Below are 16638 nucleotides of genomic sequence, written 5' to 3' on the forward strand. Positions count from 1 at the left end.
CGGCCCCCGTTCATTTCGGGCGTGCCGTCATGCGCGCGCGTCCTTGGGCGAGCCCATCACCACATAAGAGGTGATCGCGTTGACCTGTGGCAGGGTGCCGAGCACCTCGGTGTGAAAGCGCTTGTAGGCGGGCAGGTCCGCCACCTCGACCCGCAGCAGGTACTCCACCGCGCCGGTGATGTTGTGGCATTCCACCACCTCGGAGGCGCGGTCCATCGCCCGCTCGAACGCCTCCTGGCTGGCCTTGGTGTGGCTGCTCAGCCCGACGGTGACATAGGCGGCAAACCCCACCCCCATCGCCGCCCGGTCGAGCACCGCGCGATAGCCCGCGATCACCCCGCGCCGTTCGAGATCCTGCACCCGCCGCAGGCAGGCCGAGGGCGAGAGACCGACGCGCTCGGCGAGTTGCAGGTTGCTGATCCGACCGTCGCGGGCCAATTCCTGCAATATACGTTCACTGATTTGATCCATAAATTTCATTGATTGCATGAATCATAAAAAATCACAACTAAACGCAATTCAAATGCGGGCATGATCGCATAAGGTTGTGCGCATGACACTTGATCTTCTTGCCGCGCTCGCGACCTTTGCCCTCGTCACGGTCATCACGCCGGGGCCCAACAACCTGATGCTCATGGCGTCGGGGACGAATTTCGGCTTTGTGCGGACCGTTCCGCACATGCTGGGAATTGGTCTGGGTTTTCCGCTTATGGTGGCCTGCGTGGGGCTGGGCGTGATGCAGGTCTTTGATCTCTGGCCGCTCAGCTACACGCTGCTCAAGGCTGCGTCGGTGGCCTATCTGCTCTATCTCGCGTGGAAGGTCGCCAACGCGGCACCACCGGCATCGGCTGACGGGCAGGCGGAGGGCAGGCCGCTCACCTTTCTGCAATCGGCGGCGTTCCAGTGGGTCAACCCCAAGGCGTGGAGCATGGCGCTCTCGGCGATCACGCTTTATGCGACCGGGCGCGACATGGTCGCGGTGCTGTGGGTTGCCGGCGTCTATGTGGCCGTGTCGACGGTCAGCACGACGAGCTGGACGGTGCTGGGCCAGCAGGTGCGGCGGCTGCTGACGAACCCGGCGCGCCTGCGGCTGTTCAACCGTGTGATGGCGGCGCTGCTGGTGGCGACGCTGGTGCCGGTGCTGTGGCCTTCGGGCTGAGTGGGGAACCTTTGGCCTGTTCCCGCCATTCGCCCCCCACCCCGCGCGGAATCAAGGCGTGCTTGCACGCCGCCGCGCGAGCGGTCATGCCGAAGGCATGCCTCCGGCATGACCCGCCCCCCGGGCTGGCGATTGGGTGACGTTGGCGCAAAGCTTTGATCTCTGTCGGGAACCCAGGAATAAATCGCGATAGCCCAGGCGTTGCATCGCCACCCCGCGGGCTGGCGCTCGCGCGGCTCCTCGACCGTTGGCCACAACGTCCGTTCAAGGCCGGAACTGCCCGCCGCCCTCACCGAAGCCGCAGCCGCGGGGCCGTGCCCAGCGGCACGGGGCCCAGCCACATCCGCCCGCCGCCGAAGCCGAGGGGGATGTCGAGGGTGTCGGGGTTGCCGGCAAGGCGCGCCATCATGCCGAGCCCGCTCTCGACGCTGCCGGCCAGGCTCTCGGGCAGGGCACCGGCGCTGCGCAGGATGGTTACGATTTCGCGCCAGTTGCGGGCCTTGAGCGTGATCTCGCCCTCGGGCCAGCCCTCTTGGGTCACGTCCACCTCGCCCGCCGCCTGCAGATGCAGATCGCCCCAGCGCCCCTCGGCCAGCCGCACGCGCAGATGCGTGGGCTGCGGGCGGGCGCGCTCGATGGCGGTGCGGTCCCAGGGCTTGTCGAAACTGGCGACAACATCGGCGGAAAAGCCGCTGATGCGGTCGGGCAGGCGGCCCCCGGGGTCGAGCCGCGCGTGCGTGCGCGCCGCCAGCGTCAGCCCCTCGGCGCGCAGGCCCAGCCGGTAGGTGCTGCCCTCCTGCCGCTCGGCGGCGAGGCTGAGGGCCGAGAGCGCGGTGGTCTCCTCGGGCCGCGCCTTGGGGGTGACGCGCAGGAACTCGGCGGTCAGAGTCATGCGCCGTGGGGCCAGCGCGGTATCCGGTGCGATCACCAGCGAGGCGCGCATGTCGCGGCTCTCCAGCCGGAATTTCTCCTGCGGCGTGGCGACGAGTTGCTCGTCGGGCCAGACGGCGATGACGTGGCCCGGCCGGTAGCTCAGCGCGTCTATCTGGAAGCGCGGCGCCTCCCACGCCAGCCCGGTGGCCGGGTCCGCAAGGATCAGATCCTCGAACGCCACATCGAAGCGGTTGGGAAAGCCCTGCACGCCGAGGCGGCTCGTCTCGGCGACCCAGCCCTCGGCGCGGCGCGCGTCGAACCAGCGCTCGAACGCCGAGAGGGTGGCGCGGCTGCCGATGACCCAATAGCCCGCCCATGCCGCGGCGGCGACGAGGATGACGGCCAGAAGTGCCCGCATGGCTTGCCCCTTTCATGCCCTTCGCGAAGGGTGTTTATAGGGGGCGGATCACGAGGAACAGGGGAAAAGGCATGTGGGTGTTCGGCTATGGCTCGCTGGTATGGAATCCGGGCTTTGACACGGTGGAACGGGTGACCGCGCGGCTGCCGGGCTATCGGCGCAGCTTTTGCATGCGGTCGATCCACCATCGCGGCACGCCCGAGGCACCGGGGCTGGTGCTGGCGCTGGACCGTGCGCCCGAGGCAGCCTGTTCGGGCCTGGCGCTACGGGTCGATGCCGCCGAGGCCGATGCGGTGCTGGAATATCTGCGCGCGCGCGAACTGATCTCGGCGGCCTATCACGAGGCGCGGCTGCCGGTCGCGCTCGGCGACGGGCGCGAGGTGGAGGCGGTGACCTACGTCGTGGACGCGGATCATGCGCAGTATTGCGGCGGGCTGGACCTGGAAGAACAGGCGCAGATCATAGCCCGCGCGCATGGCGGACGGGGGCCCAACACCGAATACCTCTTTCAGACCGACGCGCATCTGCGCGAACTGGGTCTGGGTGATCGCGAACTGGACTGGCTGGTGCGCCGGGTGCGCGATCTCTGCGGATAGCCCTTGGCTTGGGCTTGCGGGCGGCGTAGGGTTGCGCCTGTCAAGACATGCAGAAACCTGCAAAGAAACGTGTCGGGAGCGTCCAGATGGACCAGCCGGACCGCGAGGCCGAGCCGCAGTTTTCCACCCCCTATCGGCAGATCCTGCTGATGCTGATCGTGCTGGCGCTGACGGCGGCGGGGGCATTTCTGGCGGCACCGCGGGTGCTGCCGGTGTTCGAGGCGAACCCGTGGCTCAACGGGTTCATCTTCTTCGTGTTCGTCCTGGGCGTGATCGCGACCTTCTGGCAGGTGATCCAGCTCATCGGGTCTGCCCGCTGGATCGAGGGGTTTGCCGCGCAGGTGCCGGGGCACGAGTTGACCCGGCCGCCGTCGCTGCTGGCGCCGCTGGCCACCATGCTGCGCGGGCGCGGCAAGCGGATGCAGATCGCGTCAAGCTCGGCGCGCTCGATCCTCGATTCGGTGGCGCAACGCATCGACGAGGCGCGCGAGATCACCCGCTATATCGTCAGCCTGCTGATCTTCCTCGGGCTTCTGGGGACGTTTTACGGCCTTGCCACCACCGTGCCGGCGGTGGTCGATACCATCCGCAGCCTCGCCCCGCAGGAAGGCGAGGAGGGGATCGCCATCTTCAACCGGCTGATGACCGGGCTGGAGGCGCAGCTTGGCGGTATGGGCGTGGCCTTTGCCTCGTCGCTGCTGGGGTTGTCGGGATCGCTGGTGGTGGGGCTGCTTGAGCTGTTCGCGGGGCATGGGCAGAACCGGTTCTACCGCGAACTCGAGGAATGGATATCGACCATCACGCGGCTGGGCATGTCGGAGGGCGAGGGCGAGGATGGCGGGCGCGCCATGGTGGCCGAGGTGCTCGACCACATGACCGGGCAGGTCGAGGCGCTGCAGTCCACCATCGCGCAATCCGAGGTGAGCCGCGCGATGGTCGATGAAAAGCTGGGCGTGCTGGCCGATTCCATCGAGCGGCTGACCCACCGGATGAGCGATCAGAGCCCGGTGCAGGTGGCGCTGATGCGTGTGGCCGACGGGCAGGAGCGGCTTATCGAGGCGATCGAGGCGCGCGAGACGAGCGAGGGCCTGGATGCCGAAAGCCGGATGCGCCTGCGCTCGATCGACGTGCAGATGCTGCGCATCCTCGAAGAGATCAGCGCCGGGCGGCAGGAAACCATGACCGAGCTGCGCACCGACCTTGCGGCGCTGACGCGGCTCATGGCGCAGGCGCGCGGGCCCACGCCGCGCCCCGTGCGCCCGGTGGGGCCGCGCAGCGACGAAGCGACCGGAGAGCGGTCGGGCGAAACGGGCGAGGGCGGCTGAGATGGCGCTCTCGCGGCGCACCGGCGCGCGTTTCCAGAGCGCGATCTGGCCCGGCTTCGTCGATGCCATGACCGGTCTGCTGCTGGTTCTCATGTTCGTGCTCACCATCTTCATGGTGGTGCAGTTCGTGCTGCGCGAGGAGATCAGCGGGCAGGCCACCAAGCTGGACGCGCTGTCGGCGGAGGTGGCGGCGCTGTCGCGGGCGCTGGGGCTGGAGCAGGATCGCAATGCCACGTTGCAGGAACGCGTCGGCGCGTTGACCGCGACGCTGGGCGATGCCCGCACGCGGGCCGAGGAACAGGCGGCGGAGATTGCGTCGCTGCGCGCCGAGAGCGCGGCACGGGCCGAGTCGCTGGCGGCGGCGGAGGGGCGGATCGCGTCCTTCGAGGAACAGGTGGCGCGGCTGCTGTCGCAACGCGACGCGGCCCGTGACCGGGCGGCGGGGCTGGAGAGCGAGCGCGATGCGGCGCGCGACGAGGTGGCCGCGCTGGAAGGCGAGCGCGCGGCGCTGCTCGACGAGCAGGCGGCGCTGGAGGATCGGCTCGCGGGGCTGCGCGACGAGGTCGATGCACAGACCGAGGCGGCACGGCTGGCGGCTGCGCGGCGCGAGGCGCTGGAGGCGCTGATCGCCGATCTGCGCGCGCGCAACGCCGAGGCGCGGCAGGCGGGCGCGGCGCTGGGCGACGAGGTGGCCGCGCTCGAGGAGCGGCTGAGCGAGGAGGAGGCGGCACGGCTGGCCGAGGCCGAGGCCGCCGCGGCGCTTCGCAAGCGGCTGGAAGAGGCACAGTCGGAGTTGACCGCGATGACGTTGGCGCTGGAGGAAGAGCGCGCCCGCGCCGAGGAGACGCTGACGCTGCTGGCGGCGGCGGAGGCGGCGCGCGACGATCTCGACGCCGCGCTGGCGCAGGCGCTGTTGCGCGCCGAGGAGGCCGAGACCGCGCGCGCGGCGGGGGTCGGCGAGGCGCAGGCGGCGTTGGAAGAGGAGCGCGTGGCGCGGGAACAGGCGCAGACGGCGCTGGCCGAGGCGCGGGCCGCGCTGGAGGGCGAGCGCGCGGCGCGGGAAAGGGCCGAGGCGGGGTTGGCGCAGGCGCGGACGGCGCTGGAGCGGACGAGCGGCACGCTGGAGGAGCGCGACGCGGCACTGGCGCAGGCGCGCACCGCGCTGGAGGGCGAGCGTGCCGCCCGCGGACAGGCCGAGGCGGCGCTGGCCGAGGCGCGAACGGCGCTGGAGCAGGAGCGCGCGGCCCGGGCCGAGGCCGAGGCGGCGCTCGGCGAGGCGCGGACGGCGCTGGAAAAGCGGGGCGGTACGCTGGAGGATCGCGAGACGGCACTGGCCGAGGCGCGGGCGCGCATCCGCGCGCTGGAGGCCGACCTGGCGCAGGCTATGGCGGCGCGCAAGACGGCGCAGGCCGAGGCGCTGGATGCCGAGGAGGTGCGGGCGCGGCTGATCGCGTCACTGGTGGCGCAACGGGCGGCGGAGGCGCGCGCCGAAGAGGAAATGAGCGAGGCCGAGCGGCAGGCCGTACTGCTGGCGCAGGCGCGCGAGAAGCTGGCCGAGGAGGAGGCCGTCTCGGCCGAGGCGCAGCGCCAGCAGGCGCTCCTGAACCAGCAGGTCGAGGCGCTGCGCACGCAATTGTCGCAGCTCCAGGCGCTGCTGGATGCGTCCGAGGCGCGCGAGGCGGAGGCGCAGGTGCAGCTTCAGTCGCTCGGCAACGAGCTCAACACTGCGTTGGCGCGCGTGGCCGCCGAGGAGCGGCGGCGGCGGCAGGCCGAGGAAGAGCGGGCGCGGCTGCTGGAGGAGCGGGCGCGGCTGCTGGAGGAGCGGGCCGAGCGGCTCGCCGCCGAGAAGGAGGACCTGGAGAAATACCGGTCGGAATTCTTTGGCCGGATGCGCGAATTGCTGAGCGGGCAGGAGCGCGTGCGCATCGTTGGCGACCGGTTCGTGTTCTCTTCGGAGGTGCTGTTCGCGCCTGGCGAGGCCGATCTGTCGGACGAGGGCGAGCAGGAGATCGCCCAGGTGGCGGCGATCCTGCGCCGCGTCAGCGACGAGATTCCCGAGGGTATCGACTGGGTGTTGCAGGTGGACGGCCATACCGACACCGTGCCGATCCCGCCCGGCGCGGAATTCGAGGACAACTGGGCGCTGAGCCAGGCGCGGGCGCTGTCGGTGGTGCGCTACCTGGCGGATGACCTTGGCTTTCCGCCCGACCGGCTGTCGGCCAATGGCTATGGTGAGTATCAGCCGCTCAACCCCGCCGATACGCCCGGGGCGCGGGCGCAGAACCGGCGGATCGAACTGAAGCTGACGACGCGGTAGCGGCGCGTCAGGGCCGCACGGTAATGTCGGCGTGGCGCGTGGCGACGAGCGTTTCGCCACGCCAGAGCCGGACATGGCCGCGATAGGCCCCCGGCGGCCAGCCACCGGGCGGGGCGGGGCGGCCGAAGGCGCGGACAAGCTGTGCCCTCGGAGTGTCGAGCGGGATGGTGCGGCGGAAGATGTTGCCGCCGGGGCCGCGTGCCGAGAGCGTGAGCCGGTCGCCCGGTTCGGCGTGGACCACGCGACCGTAGAGCACGAGGGGTGCGTCGGGGACCGACGTCGTGACGCGGGCGCCCCCGGAGGTCACGGCGTTGAGGTCGGGCACCGACGTGCTGAACCCGGCGGTGAACAGGCCGGTGGGCGTGTAGGGCAGGGGCGGCTGCCACATCCCGGTGCCGGGATCGAGGGCGCAGGTGTCGCGCGCCTGCGGGGCGAAGGGATCGGCGATGCGGCCCTGATGGAGCAGGCCGAGGTGCAGGTGCGGGGCATTGGTCAGGCCGCTGAGTCCGACCTGCCCGAGCGTGTCGCCGCGCGCCACCCGTTCGCCCCGCCGGACGGCGATGGAGCCGTGTTCGAGGTGGCAATAGAGCGTCTGCCAGCCGTCGCCGTGATCGACGCGGACCGCGTTGCCGCATTCGCGGCCCGCGATGGCCGCGCGGGTGTCGGGCGTGACGGGGGTGTCGGCCATGCCGTCGCGGGTGGCCGCAACGGTGCCGGGGGCAGCGGCCCGGACGTCAACGCCCGAACGCATCGCCGCGAAAGACAGGAGCATGAAATCGGTGCCGCGATGGCCGTCCCGGCTCTTGGGGCCGCAGGCGTGATCGCGGGTGCCGGGGCCGGGATCGGTATCGACGTAATCCTCGATCACGCAGGTTCGGCCATAGGCGCAGTCGAGCGGGAGCGAGAGCGTGGGCGGATCGGCCGCGGCGGGCAGCGCTGCGCAAAGCGTCAGCGCGCGGCCAGCCGCGGCCAGCCGTTTCATTCGGCGGTGAGTAACGGCGGCTTTTTCTTGCCCGAGAGGCGGCGCGCGGCGGGCCCTTCCACGTCGAGCGTGATCTTGTCGCCCTGCACGCCCACGCGGACGGTGCCGCCCTTGGCGAGCCTGCCGAACAGAAGTTCCTCGGCGAGCGGCTTCTTGATGTGCTCCTGGATCACGCGGCCGAGCGGGCGGGCACCCATCCGGTCGTCATAGCCCCGCTCGGCAAGCCACTTGGCGGCCTCGTCGGTAAGCTCGATGGTGACGTCGCGGTCCATGAGCTGCGCCTCGAGCTGGAGGACGAATTTCTCGACCACCTTGAGGATCACCTTTTGCGGCAGAGCGCCGAAGGAGATCACCGCGTCGAGCCGGTTGCGGAATTCGGGCGTGAAGGTGCGCTCGATCGCCGCCGTATCCTCGCCCTCGCGCCGGTCGCGGCCAAAGCCGACGGCGGATTTCGCCTGTTCGGTGGCCCCGGCGTTGGAGGTCATGATAAGCACGACGTTGCGGAAATCGACGCTGCGCCCGTTATGGTCGGTGAGCGTGCCGTGATCCATCACCTGCAGCAGGATGTTGAACACGTCCGGGTGCGCCTTCTCGATCTCGTCGAGCAGCAGGACGCAATGCGGGTGCTGGTCGACCCCGTCGGTCAGCAGGCCGCCCTGGTCGAAGCCCACATAGCCCGGCGGCGCGCCGATCAGGCGCGAGACGGCGTGTTTCTCCATGTATTCGGACATGTCGAAACGCAGCAGCTCGACCCCGAGCGTGTCGGCGAGCTGGCGGGCCACCTCGGTCTTGCCGACGCCGGTGGGCCCTGCGAAGAGGTAGTTGCCGATGGGTTTTTCCGGCTCGCGCAGCCCGGCGCGGGAGAGCTTGATCGCCGAGGAGAGCGCCACGATGGCATCGTCCTGGCCGAACACCACGCGCTTGAGCGCGCCCTCGAGGTCCTTGAGTACCTCGGCGTCGTTCTTGGACACGTTCTTGGGCGGGATGCGGGCGATCTTGGCAACGACGTTCTCGATCTCCTTGACGCCGATGGACTTGCGCCGCTTGGACGCCGCCACGAGGTGCTGCGCCGCGCCCGCCTCGTCGATCACGTCGATGGCCTTGTCGGGCAGCTTGCGGTCGTTGATGTAGCGCGACGACAGGTCCACCGCGCTGCGGATCGCGTCGTGGGTGTATTTGACCGAGTGGTGGGTCTCGAAATACGGCTTGAGCCCGGTGAGGATCTTGATCGCGTCCTCGACGGTGGGCTCGCTCACGTCGATCTTCTGGAAGCGGCGCGACAGGGCGCGGTCCTTCTCGAAGTGCTGGCGGTACTCCTTGTAGGTGGTCGAGCCCATGCAGCGCAGCTTGCCGCCCTGCAGCGCCGGCTTGAGCAGGTTGGAGGCGTCCATCGCCCCGCCGGAGGTGGCACCGGCACCGATCACGGTGTGGATTTCGTCGATGAAGAGCACTGCGTCGGGATGTTTCTCGAGCTCGGTCACCACCGCCTTGAGCCGCTCCTCGAAATCGCCGCGATAGCGGGTGCCCGCCAGCAGCGCGCCCATGTCGAGCGCATAGATGGTGGTGCCCGACAACACCTTGGGTGTGTTGCCGCCGACGATCTTGTGGGCCAGCCCCTCGGCGATGGCGGTCTTGCCGACGCCGGGATCGCCCACCAGGATCGGGTTGTTCTTGCGCCGCCGGCACAGCACCTGGATGCAGCGCTCGACCTCCGAATCGCGGCCGATGAGCGGATCGACATCGCCGCGGCGGGATTTCTCGTTGAGATCGACGCAGTATTTGGCGAGCGCCGAGTCGCCGGCCTCGACCGCCTCGGTCTCGACATGTTTCTCGGCCCCGTCGTCATCGACCTCGGTCGCGCCGGTGATCGGGCGCGATTCGCCGAAAGCGGGATTCTTTGCCACGCCGTGGGCGATGAAATTGACCGCGTCGTAGCGGGTCATGTCCTGTTCCTGCAGGAAATAGGCGGCGTTCGATTCGCGCTCGGCAAAGATGGCGACGAGCACGTTGGCGCCGGTCACCTCGGTGCGCCCGGAGCTCTGGACATGGATGGCCGCGCGCTGGATCACGCGCTGGAAGGCGGCGGTGGGCACCGCCTCGGAGCCATCGATATCGGTTACGAGGTTGGCGAGATCATCGTCGATGAAATCGACCAGCGTGGTCCGCAATTCCTCGGTATCGACGCTGCATGCCTTGAGCACGCGGGCGGCGTCCGGCTCGTCCACGAGGGCGAGCAACAGATGCTCGAGCGTCGCGAATTCGTGCCGCCGCGCATTGGCGAGCGCGAGCGCGGCGTGAATTGCCTGTTCAAGTGTGGTCGAGAATGAAGGCACGGTCGTGCTCCTTCTGATCTTGCCCGCCGGGTACGTCGCCCGACAAGTCTGGCCTCGGTATGTTAAAGTTTGGTCGATGAGGGCCCGGCTTCAAGGTATTTTTTGTCAAACAGCTTCACTTTTCGCCTTGTGCGCCGCGATTGCATCTAATCCGTGTGTCAAAACCTGTCCTTTCGACCGCGGATTTCGGCGAACACCTCTGCATCGGTCGCGCTTTCAAGCCCCAGATGCGCGCGGATCGCGGGGTCCTGGGCGCGCAGGAAGGGGTTGGTTTCCAGCTCCTCGGCGAGCGGGACGGGCACGGTGGGCCGCCCCGCGGCGCGGGTGCGGGCGATCTCCTCGGTGCGCGCGGCGAGGCGCGGGTTGTCGGGATCGACGCTGCGCGCGAATGCGGCGTTGGCGGCGGTGTATTCGTGGCCCGAATAGACCAGCGTCGCGGGCGGCAGCGCGGCGAGCTTGCCGAGGCTGGCGTGCATCTGTGGCATCGTGCCCTCGAACACCCGCCCGCAGCCCAGCGCCATCAGGCTGTCGGCGGTGAAGACCGCGCCGCTTTCGGGGAAGTGAAAGGCGATGTGGCCCACCGTGTGCCCCGGCACCTCGATCACGCGGCCCGTCTCGGAGCCGATGTGCACCGCGTCGCCCTCGGACACGGCGATGTCGAGCGGCGGCAGGCGGTGGGCGTCGGCGGCCGCGCCGATCACCCGGGCGGGGGCATGTGAGAGCACGTCCTTCAGCCCCTCGACATGGTCGCCGTGGTGGTGGGTGATGAGCACATCCGAGAGCCGCCAGCCGTGCTGCGACAGTGCGTCCAGGATCGGCCCCGCCTCGGGCACGTCGACGAGGGCGGTGGCCCCGGTCTCCGGATCGTGCGCGAGATAGGCGTAATTGTCCGTGCGGCAGGGGATGGTTAGGATTTGCAGGCTCATGCTATGTTCCCCGCTGTCATGAGATGATAGCGTCAGAGTGACGGATCAGGGGCGGCACTGCAATGCATCTCGACGTGCAGGACCTGCGAAATTTCTACTACCGCAACCCGCTTGGGCGGGCGGTGCAGAAGGTGCTGCGCGCGCGCATCGCCGGGTTCTGGCCCGAGGCGCATGGCAAGACCATCGTCGGCTTCGGCTTTGCGGTGCCGTTCCTGCGGCCTTATCTTGCCGATGCGCGGCGGGTGATGGCGCTGATGCCTGCGCCGCAGGGGGTGATCGCCTGGCCGCAGGGGATGCCCAATGTCTCGGTGCTGTGCGAAGAGACGTTCTGGCCATTGGAGACGGGGCATGTGGACCGGCTGCTGGTGGTGCACGGACTCGAGACCTCGGAGCAGCCCGGCGCGCTCCTGGACGAATGTCTGAGGGTGCTGGGGCCCGGCGGTTCGGCGCTGTTCATCGTGCCCAACCGGGCGGGGCTTTGGTCGCGTTCGGACCGCACGCCGTTCGGCTTCGGGCGGCCCTACAGCCAGACGCAGCTCGAGACGCAGCTCAAGAGCCACGGATTCCTGCCCGAGCGGCACGCCACCACGCTCTACCAGCCGCCCTCGGACCGGCCGTTCTGGCGGCGCACGGCAGGCATGTGGGAGCGCATGGGCGCGCGCATGTCGGTGCTGGCGGCCGGCGGCGTGCTGATGGTCGAGGCCACCAAGCGCGTGCAGGCTCCGAGCGGGCCGGGCTTGCGCGAGAAGGTGCGGCACCCGCTGGGCGTGCTGGCACCGAAACCGGAGGCAAAGCCGGTGTGAAGGCGCGGCGGGGGGATGGGGGAATGGCGTGTTGCGGTCGTTGGAAGAGCCGCGCGAGGGCCCGGCCGCGGGTGCGCGCGCCGACGAAGAGGCGATACACGTTATGGCGCGGCATACTCCCGCGTTATCAACAGCTTGAGACGTAGAAAAGCACCCGCCCGTCATGCCAAAGGCATGCCTCTGGCATGACGATGCGCGGCGGCGCGTAAACGCGCCTTGTTCCGCGCGGGGCAGGAGGCGAAGTCCGCAACAGGCCAGACGTGGCCCCGGTCCGTCGCCGCCCCTCAGCCCGTGCGGCGGATGCCGATGCGGCTGCCGACGCCCTCGGGGCGGGGCAGTGTGGCGTGGGCGCGCGCCATCTCGGCCACCCGCGCGGCGATGTCGTCGGGCATGGGGGCCACGCGCGGGCCGGCCATGTCCACGTGCAGCGTCAGGCTCTCGCCGGTGGCCGCGCACCAGCCGTCCTCGTGGAACAGCTCCTGGAAGAAGTGGAACCGCTTCTCGTCATGGTCGAGCAGGTAAAAGCTGCTGCGGACCCGGTCACCGAGCTTGAGCTCGCGCAGATAGCGGATGTGGAACTCGGCGGTGTAGGTGGTGAGCCCGCGCTCGGTCACGTAGGCGGGTCCAAAGCCCATCCCGGCAAAGGCCTCGTCGGCGCAGCGGTCCATCACCACGGTGTAATAGCCCATGTTCATGTGGCCGTTATAGTCGATCCAGCCGTCCTCGACGGTGTGGAAGCTCGACATGAAGGGCGTGGCATCGGGCATCGCGGAGACCTTTTGAAGAAACGGCGCGCGTGCGTTCTAAGGGGTTTCGTGGCAGGATTGCAATGGCGGCGGCGCGGGCGCTGACACAGGACCCGCGAATTCGTGATTTGGATGTCGGCGATCCGCCCCCAGATCTCCGGCAGGTTCAAGCGAGGAGGCGAGCATGGCAAACATCACTCGGCGTCGGGTTTTCATCGCGGCGGGCGTCGCGGGTGTGGCGGCGATCGCGGCGGTGGCGGGACAGACTTGGCTCGGAGGGTTTGAGGAACTGGCCACAGCCCCGGTCTATGCGCCGGACGGCGTGGCGATCCGCGGCACCGACCCGGTGGCCTATTTCACCGAAGGGCGCGCGGTACCCGGCACGCCGGAGCACGCGCTGGAATGGAACGGCGCGACATGGCATTTCGCCAGCGCCGGCAACCGCGCGGCCTTTGCCGACGATCCAGAGGCCTACGCCCCGCAATATGGCGGGTTCTGCGCCTGGGCGGTGGCGGAGAAGGGCAAGCTCTATTCCACGCAGCCCGACAACTGGGCGATCGTGGATGACAAGCTCTACCTCAACTACAACGATGATATCGAGGCGCGCTGGCAGAAGGATATTCCCGGCTTCATCGAGGCGGGCGATGACCGCTGGCCGGAGATTCTCGCGGCGAAATCCTGAGGACCGGCTCAGGCCCGGCTCAGGCCCAAGGGCCGCGCGGGCGCGCCTGACCGGCCATCGCGCGCAGGGCCGCGATGCGGTTTTCCGGCGCGGGGTGGGTGGAGAAGAGCCGGTCGCGCGCGTGCGCGTGCAGCGGGTTGACGATGAACATATGCGCGGTGGCGGGGTTGCGCTCGGCGGTGTCGTTGTCGATCCGCGCGGCAAGGCCGGAGATTTTCCCCAGCGCCGAGGCGAGCCAGAGCGGATTGCCGCAGATATCGGCGCCCGTGCGATCGGCCTCGTATTCGCGGCCCCGGCTGATTGCCATCTGCACCAGCGCGGCCCCGAGGGGTGCGAGGATCATCAGCGCCAGCGTACCGATGAGGCCTGCTGGATTGTTGCGGCTGCCGCCGAAGAACAGCGCGAAATTGGCCAGCATCGAGATCGCGCCCGCGAAGGTGGCGGTGATCGTCATGATGGTGGTGTCGTGGTTGCGGATATGGGCAAGCTCATGCGCCATCACGGCGGCGATCTCCTCGCGCTCAAGGCCGTGCAACAGGCCGGTGGTGGCGGCCACGGCGGCGTTTTGCGGGTTGCGCCCGGTGGCGAAGGCGTTGGGCTGGTCATTGTCGAGGATATAGACCGCCGGTCGCGGCATCCCTGCGCGGTCGGCCATCTCGTGCACCATGTTGGCGAGCGCCGCTCCCTTGGGGCCCGAGGCCGGGCGCGCGCCGTGCATCTTCAGGACCATCCTGTCGGAATTCCACCAGGTATAGGCGTTCATCGCCACCGCGATCACGAACGCGATGAGCGCCCCGCCCATCCCGCCCAGCAGCGCGCCGAGGCCGAGGAAAAGCGCGGTCATCGCCGCCATGAGAATGGCTGTGCGCAGGTATCCGGTCATTCGTGCCTCCTTCTGCCGTCGCTGATATGGGGGTGGGCGGCGAGGCTGCAAGCGCGCCCGGCGCGCGGGTCAGGCGAATTTTAGGCATTTTCCTGAGGGCCGTTAAGCCGGTTTTGACCGGCAGCGGCGAGGGTGGCCGAAACGGAGCGACGCATGGCCACCGCATCAGACCTGCCGATCGACACATCCGCCTCGGCGATGGACATGGCCGAGGCCATGTTCGGCACCGGCATCACCGTGACAGGCGCGAGTTATCAGGGCGCGGGGCGCGCCTCGGGCATCTATTCGCAAGGCGACAGTACGGCGCCGGGCGTCACCCCCTCGGACAGCGGCGTGATCCTGTCCACGGGGCGTGCGTCCGACATCACCAATCCTTCGGGCGATGCCAACACGTCCCCGGGCACCTCGACGGCCAACGACACGTCAGGCGATGCCGGGCTGAGCGCGATTTCCGGGCAATCGACCTATGACGCGGCGATCTTCGAGGCGGAATTCGTCCCCGAGGGCAGCACGCTGACCATGCAGGTGGTGTTCTCGTCGGAGGAATATCTCGAATATGTCGGGTCCGGCTTCAACGACGCGGTCGGCATCTGGGTCAATGGCGAGCAGGCGGAGCTGACCGTCGGCAGCGGCGGCATCACCATCAACAACATCAACGACGAGAGCAATTCCAACCTCTACCTCGACAACCCCGCCAGCGGCGAGACCTACAATACCGAGATGGACGGGCTGACCGTGACGCTGACGCTCAAGGCTCCCGTCATCCCCGGCGAGGCCAATTCGATCCGCATCGGCATCGCCGATGGCGGCGACCGCATCTATGACAGCAACCTGCTGATCGCGGGCAATTCGGTGCAGACCGCGCTGGTCGCGGGCGATGACGCGATCGGGGCGCGGCCGGGCCAGGAGGTGGAGGCCGACCTGCTGGCCAATGACGAAAGCGCCGCTGGCGGCACGCTGAGCATCACCGCCATCAACAACCAGCCGGTGGAGGTGGGCGACACGGTGGTGCTGGCATCGGGCGAGGCGATCACGCTCACGCCGACGGGGATCGTGCTGGCCGCCGGTGCCGGAGAGCCGGGCGGGAACACCTTTTCCTACGAGGTGAGCGACGCAAGCGGCAACACCGATATCGGCTTTGTCACCCTGACCACCACGCCGTGTTTCGTGGCCGGGACGCTGATCGACACGCCGCGCGGGGCAGTGCCGGTCGAGGCGCTGCGCCCCGGCGACAGGGTGTTGACGCGCGATCACGGGCCGCAGCCGCTGCGCTGGCTGGGCCTCAGCACGCGGCGCGCGACAGGCCCGGACGCGCCGGTGCGAATCGCGGCGGGCGCGCTCGGGGCCAACGCGGCGCTGGACCTGTCGCCCAACCACCGGGTGATGATCGCGGCTCCGGCGGCGGAACTGCTCTTTGCCGAGACCGAGGTGCTGGTGCGGGCGCGCGACCTTGCCGGGCAGCCGGGGATCGCGCGGCGCGCGGACGGGCGGGCGCTGCGCTATGTGCACCTGCTCTTTGACCGGCACGAGATCGTGCGCGGGGGCGGGCTGTGGAGCGAGAGCTATCATCCAGGCCCCGAGACGATGACCGGCTTCGACGTCGAGGCCGAGGCCGAGCTGCGCCGTCTGTTTCCCGAGCTCTACGAGGGCATGGGGCCGGCTCGCTATGGCCCCGCGGCGCGCCGGGTGTTGCGCCGCTACGAGGCCGGGCTGCTGGTCGCGGCTGCCCCGCCCGGCGGCCCGCCCGCGGCAACGCCCCCGGCGGCGTGCGGGGATCAGCCGATGCGGTAACGGGCGCCCCGGCCACGGGCGCGGCGTGCAGGCCCCGTTCCCTGTCACCCCGTCCCGGCCTAGAGTGGCGCCATGATCCTCTCTCGCGAGCGTGGCTATATCTTCGTGCACATCCCCAAGACCGGGGGCACCTCTCTTGCGCAGGCGCTGGAGGGCCGCGCCACCGCCACCGACATCCTGATCGGCGACACGCCCAAGGCGCGGCGGCGGCGCGGGCGGGTGGCGCGCCTGCGCGGACAGGCGCGGGGGCGGCTGTGGAAGCATTCCACGCTCTCGGATATCGACGGGCTGCTGACGCCGCCCGAAATCGCGGCGATGTTCACCGTCACGCTGGTCCGCAACCCGTGGGACCGGATGGTGAGCTATTACACATGGGCGCGGGCGCAACGTTTCGACCACCCGGCGGTGCGGCTGGCGCGGACGCGGGATTTCAATGGCTTCGTCGCCGCGCCCGAGATCCGCGCGGCCTGGGCTGCCGCGCATGCGCGGCATTACATGACCGCCGCCGACGGGCAGGAACACGCGCGGCTCTTCATCCGGCTTGAGGCGCTCGCGGACGACGCCGCGCCGCTTTGGCAGCATCTCGGTTTTCGCCTTGCCTTGCCGCGACTCAATGCCTCGGCGCGCGGCGATTACCGGCGCTATTACAGCGACCGGACCGCCGCGATCGTGGCCGAGGTCGCCGCCGAGGATATCGCGCGCTTCGGCTATCGCTTCGATCCCGGCGAATGATTTGATCAAATTCTGTTTCACCTCTGGCCAGTCGGCGCGCGCTGCGACAAAGTCAGTGTCACTGACCTTCGT

Annotated in this window: 15 protein-coding genes; 8 read left to right on the forward strand and 7 right to left on the reverse strand. The window is 69.3% G+C overall.

All coding sequences use genetic code 11. The features are described from left to right. Positions 1-27: 27 nt before the first annotated feature. Positions 28-480 (reverse strand): Lrp/AsnC family transcriptional regulator, encoded by a 453-nt coding sequence (locus ACFFU4_RS07895; protein ID WP_377068808.1) that lies wholly within the window; start codon positions 478-480, stop codon positions 28-30. A 73-nt stretch (positions 481-553) separates the two neighbouring features. On the opposite strand from ACFFU4_RS07895, the gene ACFFU4_RS07900 reads away from it, so the two are divergent. Beyond that, complete coding sequence (locus ACFFU4_RS07900) at positions 554-1159, forward strand: LysE family translocator (RefSeq protein ID WP_377068811.1); 606 nt, start codon at positions 554-556, stop codon at positions 1157-1159. Between the two features lie 289 nt (positions 1160-1448). On the opposite strand, the gene ACFFU4_RS07905 is transcribed toward ACFFU4_RS07900, so the two are convergent. Next, positions 1449-2450, reverse strand: a complete 1002-nt coding sequence (locus ACFFU4_RS07905; protein WP_377068813.1) for a DUF2125 domain-containing protein — start codon at positions 2448-2450, stop codon at positions 1449-1451. A gap of 71 nt (positions 2451-2521) precedes the next feature. On the opposite strand from ACFFU4_RS07905, the gene ACFFU4_RS07910 reads away from it, so the two are divergent. The 3 genes from ACFFU4_RS07910 to ACFFU4_RS07920 all read left to right on the forward strand — a co-directional run bounded on the left by ACFFU4_RS07910 (position 2522) and on the right by ACFFU4_RS07920 (position 6688). Continuing rightward, on the forward strand, positions 2522-3046 hold the full coding sequence (locus ACFFU4_RS07910; protein ID WP_377068815.1) for a gamma-glutamylcyclotransferase: 525 nt from the start codon (positions 2522-2524) through the stop codon (positions 3044-3046). Positions 3047-3132: 86 nt separating this feature from the next. After that, the gene (locus tag ACFFU4_RS07915) at positions 3133-4371 is read left to right on the forward strand and encodes a biopolymer transporter ExbB (RefSeq protein ID WP_377068817.1); all 1239 of its coding nucleotides are present in this window, start codon (positions 3133-3135) and stop codon (positions 4369-4371) included. 1 nt (position 4372) lies between these two features. After that, entirely contained in the window at positions 4373-6688 is a 2316-nt protein-coding gene (locus tag ACFFU4_RS07920; protein WP_377068819.1) for a peptidoglycan -binding protein, read from the forward strand. A gap of 7 nt (positions 6689-6695) precedes the next feature. Here the strand turns inward: ACFFU4_RS07920 and ACFFU4_RS07925 are convergent, their stop codons facing one another. From ACFFU4_RS07925 to gloB, 3 genes are all read right to left on the reverse strand, one after another. Then, complete coding sequence (locus ACFFU4_RS07925) at positions 6696-7670, reverse strand: M23 family metallopeptidase (protein WP_377068821.1); 975 nt, start codon at positions 7668-7670, stop codon at positions 6696-6698. Then, positions 7667-10003 (reverse strand): ATP-dependent Clp protease ATP-binding subunit ClpA, encoded by a 2337-nt coding sequence (gene clpA, locus ACFFU4_RS07930; protein ID WP_377068823.1) that lies wholly within the window; start codon positions 10001-10003, stop codon positions 7667-7669. The genes ACFFU4_RS07925 and clpA overlap by 4 nt, the downstream gene beginning before the upstream one ends. A 158-nt stretch (positions 10004-10161) precedes the next feature. Beyond that, positions 10162-10929 carry a hydroxyacylglutathione hydrolase gene (gene gloB / locus ACFFU4_RS07935; protein ID WP_377068825.1) on the reverse strand — a complete coding sequence of 256 codons (768 nt, stop codon included), beginning with the start codon at positions 10927-10929 and terminating at the stop codon, positions 10162-10164. Between the two features lie 62 nt (positions 10930-10991). On the opposite strand from gloB, the gene ACFFU4_RS07940 reads away from it, so the two are divergent. After that, positions 10992-11732, forward strand: coding sequence for a methyltransferase domain-containing protein (locus tag ACFFU4_RS07940; RefSeq protein WP_377068827.1), 741 nt, complete (start codon positions 10992-10994; stop codon positions 11730-11732). 284 nt (positions 11733-12016) lie between these two features. Here the strand turns inward: ACFFU4_RS07940 and ACFFU4_RS07945 are convergent, their stop codons facing one another. Next, complete coding sequence (locus ACFFU4_RS07945; protein ID WP_377068829.1) at positions 12017-12499, reverse strand: thioesterase family protein; 483 nt, start codon at positions 12497-12499, stop codon at positions 12017-12019. 163 nt (positions 12500-12662) lie between these two features. On the opposite strand from ACFFU4_RS07945, the gene ACFFU4_RS07950 reads away from it, so the two are divergent. After that, on the forward strand, positions 12663-13160 hold the full coding sequence (locus tag ACFFU4_RS07950; RefSeq protein ID WP_377068831.1) for a YHS domain-containing (seleno)protein: 498 nt from the start codon (positions 12663-12665) through the stop codon (positions 13158-13160). Between the two features lie 19 nt (positions 13161-13179). Here the strand turns inward: ACFFU4_RS07950 and htpX are convergent, their stop codons facing one another. Beyond that, positions 13180-14043, reverse strand: a complete 864-nt coding sequence (gene htpX / locus ACFFU4_RS07955) for a zinc metalloprotease HtpX (RefSeq protein ID WP_377068833.1) — start codon at positions 14041-14043, stop codon at positions 13180-13182. Between the two features lie 153 nt (positions 14044-14196). On the opposite strand from htpX, the gene ACFFU4_RS07960 reads away from it, so the two are divergent. Continuing rightward, a complete protein-coding gene (locus tag ACFFU4_RS07960) occupies positions 14197-15834 on the forward strand; it encodes a choice-of-anchor L domain-containing protein (RefSeq protein ID WP_377068835.1) in 1638 nt (545 codons plus the stop codon). A 72-nt stretch (positions 15835-15906) separates the two neighbouring features. Then, positions 15907-16566: a sulfotransferase family 2 domain-containing protein gene (locus ACFFU4_RS07965; RefSeq protein ID WP_377068837.1), complete on the forward strand. Its 660-nt coding sequence runs from the start codon at positions 15907-15909 to the stop codon at positions 16564-16566. Positions 16567-16638: the final 72 nt, after the last annotated feature.

The organism is Roseovarius ramblicola (assembly GCF_042430665.1).
Lineage (GTDB): Bacteria > Pseudomonadota > Alphaproteobacteria > Rhodobacterales > Rhodobacteraceae > Roseovarius > Roseovarius ramblicola.